The sequence below is a fragment of the Methylobacterium soli genome, from assembly GCF_008806385.1.
Classification (GTDB): Bacteria; Pseudomonadota; Alphaproteobacteria; order Rhizobiales; family Beijerinckiaceae; genus Methylobacterium; species Methylobacterium soli.
In genome coordinates, this window is sequence record NZ_VZZK01000019.1 from 103,362 (window position 1) to 109,617 (window position 6,256).

Annotated in this window: 4 protein-coding genes and 1 riboswitch; of the genes, 3 read left to right on the top strand and 1 reads right to left on the bottom strand. The window is 68.4% G+C overall.

Annotation, left to right across the window (positions count from 1 at the left end):
- Positions 1 to 21: 21 nt before the first annotated feature.
- Positions 22 to 885 (bottom strand): outer membrane protein, encoded by an 864-nt coding sequence (locus tag F6X53_RS18270; protein ID WP_151001618.1) that lies wholly within the window; start codon positions 883 to 885, stop codon positions 22 to 24.
- A gap of 487 nt (positions 886 to 1,372) precedes the next feature.
- A riboswitch (glycine riboswitch) is annotated at positions 1,373 to 1,480 on the top strand.
- A 50-nt stretch (positions 1,481 to 1,530) separates the two neighbouring features.
- On the opposite strand from F6X53_RS18270, the gene gcvT reads away from it, so the two are divergent.
- From gcvT to gcvP, 3 genes are all read left to right on the top strand, one after another.
- Entirely contained in the window at positions 1,531 to 2,709 is a 1,179-nt protein-coding gene (gcvT, locus tag F6X53_RS18275; RefSeq protein ID WP_151001619.1) for a glycine cleavage system aminomethyltransferase GcvT, read from the top strand.
- A 28-nt stretch (positions 2,710 to 2,737) separates the two neighbouring features.
- Positions 2,738 to 3,100 (top strand): glycine cleavage system protein GcvH, encoded by a 363-nt coding sequence (gcvH, locus tag F6X53_RS18280; protein WP_151001620.1) that lies wholly within the window; start codon positions 2,738 to 2,740, stop codon positions 3,098 to 3,100.
- Positions 3,101 to 3,179: 79 nt separating this feature from the next.
- Positions 3,180 to 6,026, top strand: coding sequence for an aminomethyl-transferring glycine dehydrogenase (gene gcvP / locus F6X53_RS18285; RefSeq protein ID WP_151001621.1), 2,847 nt, complete (start codon positions 3,180 to 3,182; stop codon positions 6,024 to 6,026).
- Positions 6,027 to 6,256 lie beyond the last annotated feature (230 nt).

The window sequence follows — 6,256 nt, forward strand, 5'->3', positions numbered from 1 at the left end:
AGGATCGAAGGGATCCGACGCTTAGTAGGCGCTGAACTTGTAGTTCAGACCCGCGCGGACGATGCTGCCCTCGGTGCGGAAGCGCGCCGTGTAGGACCCGGTGCCGACATTCGGGATCGCGGCCACGAGGACGTTGCGGCTGCCGAGGTCGTAGTGAAGGTACTCGGCCTTGAGGGTCACGGCCTCGGACTTGATGCCGAGCAGCGAGCCGATGGCGAAGCGGTTCAGGAAGCTGTCGGTGGGGATCGCCCACTCGACGCCGCCGCCATACGAGAAGCCGGTCTCGAGGTCGTCATAGCGACCCGCGAACTGAAGGGCGTTGCCGGGGGTGTAGAAGTTCACGTCGTAGAAGACGTTGCCGTAGGCGAAGCCGCCGAGGCCGTAGACCATGAACCGGTCGAAGGCGTAGCCGACCTTGCCGTTGAGCGTGCCGAGCCAATCGAGGCTCTGGCGGTAGGAGGCCGGGTTCGGCGCCACGGTGCCCGGGAAGGGCGCGCCGAGCACGAAGCGGTTCTTGGTCAGATCGGTCCAGGTCCAGTCAGCCGCGAAGCCGATGACGAAGCCCGAGCCCGGCGTGAACTGATAATTGTAGCCGAAGCCGCCACCGATATTGGCGATGCCGTCGGTCGTGGTGAGCACGGCGGGGACCCGGCGCCCGGCCGCAACGTTCGCGGCGGTCGCGGCGGTGTTGCCGATGGTGTTGACGCGCTGACGGTCCGTGAAGGTGTAGGCGGAATGCAGGCCGGCATAGAAGCCGGTCCAAGTGAAGACCGGGATCGGCGTGAAGACCGGCGGCGGCTCCGCCCGGCGCGGCAGGTCGGCGGCGTGGGCGGACCCGACGACGAGGGCCGTGGCGGCGCTCGCGAGAAGAAGCTTCTTGATCATGTGTCTGCTGTCCCGAAGGCCGGAGGATGATGCGGCTAAGTTTAGGGCGCAGCCAGAACGTCCCCTATGCCCGCCGGGCCACACATGCGGCTGAAACGCAGGGCTGGATGCTCAGTAACGGTTGTTTTCTCACCACAACGTGAGTGCAGGAGGGTCCAGGACACGAACCTCGTGCGCTTGCGTACCGATTGGGCTCCGTTCGGAAGCCTGATGCAGAGGCTGCGGCGCGGCGACGTCGACCGGACAGGCGACATTGATCCGGCAAGGTCATCGCCCCGCGGCATGAGCCTGTCACCTGACAAATCAGCGTGAGCGTTGGCGTCGGAGGCGGAGCGCGCTTGCACGATGCGCCGCAGCATGACAGGCTTGCAGCGTCCGAAACGACGATGCGGGAGAGCCCAGGCCGCGCAGATCCATCCGATCAGTTCGAGCCATGGCGCCGACGGAGCAACCACCCCCGGAAACTCTCAGGCACAATCACCGTATCGTTGGACAATCTGGAGAGAGGCGCCGCAAGGCGTCCACCGAAGGAGAAATCTCAACCGCTACAATCGGTTGAGAGAAGCTCTCAGGTAACCGCGACAGATGGGGGCAAGGCATGGCTCGCGCGAGCTGTGTCGATGCTGGCTGTCGTGGAGAATCCAGATGCACGAAGATGCTGTCGAGCCCGTTGCTCCGGCTGCCCATACCCTCCCGCCTTCGAGCGAGCCTGAACGGACGCCGATCCACGCGCTGCACCTGCTGCACGGCGCCCGGATGGTGCCCTTCGCGGGCTACGACATGCCGCTGCAATACCCCGCCGGGCTACTGAAGGAGCATCTCCACACGCGATCGGCGGCAGGGCTCTTCGATGTCTCCCATATGGGCCAGATCGCCCTTCGGGCCGAGGATCCGGCCGCGGTCGCGAGCGCCCTCGAGACGTTGATCCCCGCCGATATTCTCGGGCTGAAACCGGGGCGGCAGCGCTACGGGCTGCTCACCGATGTCGATGGCGGCATCCTCGACGACCTTATGATCGCTCATCTGGGTGACCGGTTCGTCCTCGTCGTCAACGCCGCCCGGAAAGCGGCCGACGCGGCGCATCTGCGCGCCCACCTTCCCGAATCGATCCGCATCGAGATGCTGCCCCGCGCCCTGATCGCCCTGCAGGGCCCGAAGGCGGAAGCGGTCCTGGCGCCACTCGCCCCCGACCTCGCGACCATGCGTTTCATGGATGTGCGAGAGATGGCGGTCGGCGGCGTGCCGGCCCTCGTGACGCGATCCGGCTATACCGGCGAGGACGGCTTCGAGATCTCGCTTCCGGCCGATTCCGCGGCGTTCGTGGCCGAGACGCTGCTCGCCCACCCGGAGGTTATGCCGGTGGGGCTCGGCGCCCGCGATTCGCTGCGCCTCGAAGCGGGCCTGTGCCTGCACGGCTCCGACATCGATCCCGGGACGAGCCCGATCGAAGCGGGCCTGACCTGGGCGGTCTCGCCGGCGCGCCGGCAGGTGGGCGCCCGCGCGGGCGGCTTCCCGGGCGCGGCGCGGATCCTGCGGGAGATCGCCGACGGCCCGGCCCGGCTGCGCGTCGGCCTCCGGCCGGAGGGCCGCATGCCGGTTCGGGCGGGAGCCCCGCTCTTCGCGGATCTGGACGAAGCTGAGCCCATCGGAGCCGTCACCTCGGGCGGCTTCGGGCCGAGCGTCGAGGCGCCGGTCGCCATGGGCTACCTGCCGACGGCCCTGTCCGAGCCCGGCCGCCAGGTCTTCGCCGAAGTGCGCGGCCGGCGCCTGCCGCTCGCCGTCACCCGCCTTCCCTTCGTCCCGGCCGGCTTCAAGCGCGGCTGACCCCCGATCAATCCCTGAGGAACGGACCATGCTGAGATTCACCGAGGAGCACGAGTGGCTGAAGCTTGAAGGCGACATCGCCACTGTGGGCATCACCACCCACGCCGCCGAGCAGCTCGGCGACCTTGTCTTCATCGAACTCCCGAAGGTCGGGGCCGCGCTGAAGAAGGGCGAAGGCGCGGCCGTGGTCGAGTCCGTCAAGGCGGCCTCCGACGTCTACGCGCCGGTCTCCGGCGAGGTCACCGAGGTCAATCCGGCGGTAGTGGACGATCCGACGATCGTCGGCGGCGACCCGCAGGGTGCCGGCTGGCTCTACAGGATCCGCCTCGCCGACCCGGGCGCGCTGGACAGCCTCATGGACGAGGCGGCCTACGCCGCCTTCGCCAAGTAGGGCGTCGCGACGGAGGGCTCGCTCCAGGCGCAGCCCTCCCCGCCGCCCACCCGCCGCAACGTCGAGCCGGAACCCTTCCATGAGCGCTGACAGGTACGACCCCTACGATTTCGCCAATCGCCGTCACATCGGCCCGACGCATGCGGAGATCTCCGAGATGCTCGCCGTGGTCGGCGCGCCCGATCTCCCGGGCCTCATCGACGAGACCTTGCCGGCAAATATCCGTCAGGACGAGCGGCTCGATTTCGGCCGCGCCCTGACGGAGCGGCGGGTGATCGAGCACATGCGCGCGACGGCGGACAAGAACCGGCTGCTCGTCTCGCTGATCGGACAGGGATACCACGGCACCACGATGCCGCCCGCGATCCAGCGCAACATCTTCGAGAACCCGGCCTGGTACACCGCCTACTCGCCCTATCAGCCGGAGATCAGCCAGGGGCGGCTCGAGGCGCTCCTCAACTTTCAGACCCTCGTCTGCGACCTGACCGGGCTCGACGTCGCCAATGCCTCACTCCTCGACGAGGCGACGGCCGCCGCCGAAGCGATGGGCATGGCCCGCCGCGGCGCGGAGACGCGGGCCGATGCCTTCTTCGTCGATGCGAATTGCCTGCCGCAAACCATCGCGGTGCTGAAGACGCGCGCCGCGCCGCTCGGGTGGCGCATCGTCGTCGGCGACCCCTTCACGGATCTCGACCCGACGGCGGTGTTCGGCGCGATCTTCCAGTATCCGGGCGTCTGCGGGGAGATCCACGATTTCACCGGACCGATCGCGGCTCTGCATGAGGCCGGGGCCGTGGCGGCGGTGGCGGCCGATCCGCTGGCCCTCACCCTGCTGAAGCCCCCGGGGGAGATGGGCGCCGACATCGCGGTCGGCTCGATGCAGCGCTACGGCGTGCCGATGGGCTATGGCGGCCCGCACGCGGCCTATATGGCGACCCGCGACGCGCATAAGCGCGCGCTGCCCGGCCGCATCGTCGGCGTCTCGGTGGATGCCAAGGGCAATCGCGCCTACCGGCTCGCCCTGCAGACCCGCGAGCAGCACATTCGCCGCGAGAAGGCGACGTCGAACATCTGCACCTCGCAGGTGCTGCTCGCCGTCATCGCCTCGATGTACGCGGTTTATCACGGGCCGCGCGGCCTGAAGGCGATCGCGGAGCGGGTGCATCGCGATGCGGTGCGGCTCGCCGAAGGGCTGACGCAGATCGGCTTCACGGTGCAGCCCGCGACCTTCTTCGACACGATCACGGTCGAGGTCGGCCCGTTCCAGGGCCTGATCCTCGGGAATGCCGTCGCGAACGGCGTGAACCTGCGGAAGGTCGGCGCCGACCGCATCGGCATCACGGTGGACGAGCGCACCCGCCCCGACATCATCCAGGCGGTCTGGCGGGCCTTCGGCGGCGAGCACCTGACCTGCGATGAGGGCTGGCCCGGTTCGCGGCTGCCCCAGGACCTCGTGCGCACCTCCGAGTATCTCACCCACCCGATCTTCCACATGAACCGGGCCGAGAGCGAGATGACGCGCTACATGCGCCGCCTCGCCGACCGCGACCTCGCCCTCGACCGGGCGATGATCCCGCTCGGCTCCTGCACGATGAAGCTCAATGCCACGGTCGAGATGCTGCCGATCTCCTGGCCAGAATTCTCGGAGATCCACCCCTTCGTGCCGGCGGACCAGGCAGCGGGATACCGCGAACTGATCGACGATCTGGCGGCCAAGCTCTGCGCCGTCACCGGCTATGACGCCATCTCGATGCAGCCGAACTCGGGCGCGCAGGGCGAGTATGCCGGGCTCCTGGCCATCCGGGGCTATCATCTCGCCCGCGGGGAAGGGCACCGGACGATCTGCCTGATCCCGTCCTCGGCGCATGGCACGAACCCGGCCTCCGCCCAGATGTGCGGCATGAGCGTGGTGGTGGTCGGCGCCGACCCGCACGGCAATATCGACCTCGACGATTTCCGCGCCAAGGCCGCCCAGCACGGGCCGAACCTCGCGGCCTGCATGATCACCTATCCGTCGACCCACGGCGTGTTCGAGGAGGGGGTGCGGGAGATCTGCGACATCGTCCACGCCCACGGCGGCCAGGTCTATCTCGATGGGGCGAACCTCAACGCCCTCGTGGGGCTCGCGCAGCCCGGCGCCGTGGGCGCCGACGTGAGCCATCTCAACCTGCACAAGACGTTCTGCATCCCGCACGGGGGCGGGGGCCCCGGGATGGGCCCGATCGGCGTGAAGGCCCATCTCATCCCGCACCTTCCCGGCCATCCGGAGACGGGCGGGGAGGGCGCCGTCTCGGCGGCACCCTTCGGCTCGGCCTCGATCCTGCCGATCTCATGGAGCTATTGCCTGCTCATGGGCGGGCGCGGGCTGACGCAGGCGACCCGCATCGCGATCCTGAGCGCCAACTACATCGCCAAGCGCCTGGAGCCCGCCTACCCGGTCCTCTATGCCGGCCGGAACGGCCGCGTCGCGCATGAATGCATCATCGATGTCCGGCCGTTCCAGAAGAGCGCCGGCATCAGCGTCGACGACATCGCCAAGCGCCTGATCGATTGCGGCTTCCACCCGCCGACGATGAGTTGGCCCGTGGCCGGCACCCTGATGATCGAGCCGACCGAATCCGAGACCAAGGCCGAGATCGACCGCTTCTGCGACGCCATGCTGGCGATTCGCGAGGAGATCCGGGCGATCGAGGAGGAGCGGTCGGATCGCCAGAACAACCCGCTCAAGAATGCCCCTCATACGGTGCAGGACCTGATCGGAGCCTGGGAACGGCCTTACTCGCGCGAAGCCGCCTGTTTCCCGGCCGGCACCCTCGGGATCGACAAGTACTGGCCGCCGGTCAACCGCGTCGACAATGCCTATGGCGACCGCAACCTGATGTGCAGCTGTCCACCGCCCGAGGCATACGGGAAGGCCGCCGAGTGATCGCGGCCCGAGGCGTTTCACGCAGCGCCCGGGCTCCGTGAGCGCTGCCCCTTGATCAAAGGACGGCGACCCTCTAAGCGGTCCGCGCCTTTCGCCCGGCTCGCAGACTTGAGGGCGACCGTTCAGGTCCGCGCCGCAGCGGACCTTGCCGCAGGAAAGAGACGATGGCCAAAGAGAAGTTTTCGCGCACGAAGCCGCACTGCAACATTGGGACGATCGGCCACGTTGAT

Coding starts and splice junctions, on each gene's coding strand:
- F6X53_RS18270 (WP_151001618.1), bottom strand. CDS start 885: ATGATCAAGAAGCTTCTTCTCGCGAGCGCCGCCACGGCCCTCGTCGTC.
- gcvT (WP_151001619.1), top strand. CDS start 1,531: ATGCACGAAGATGCTGTCGAGCCCGTTGCTCCGGCTGCCCATACCCTC.
- gcvH (WP_151001620.1), top strand. CDS start 2,738: ATGCTGAGATTCACCGAGGAGCACGAGTGGCTGAAGCTTGAAGGCGAC.
- gcvP (WP_151001621.1), top strand. CDS start 3,180: ATGAGCGCTGACAGGTACGACCCCTACGATTTCGCCAATCGCCGTCAC.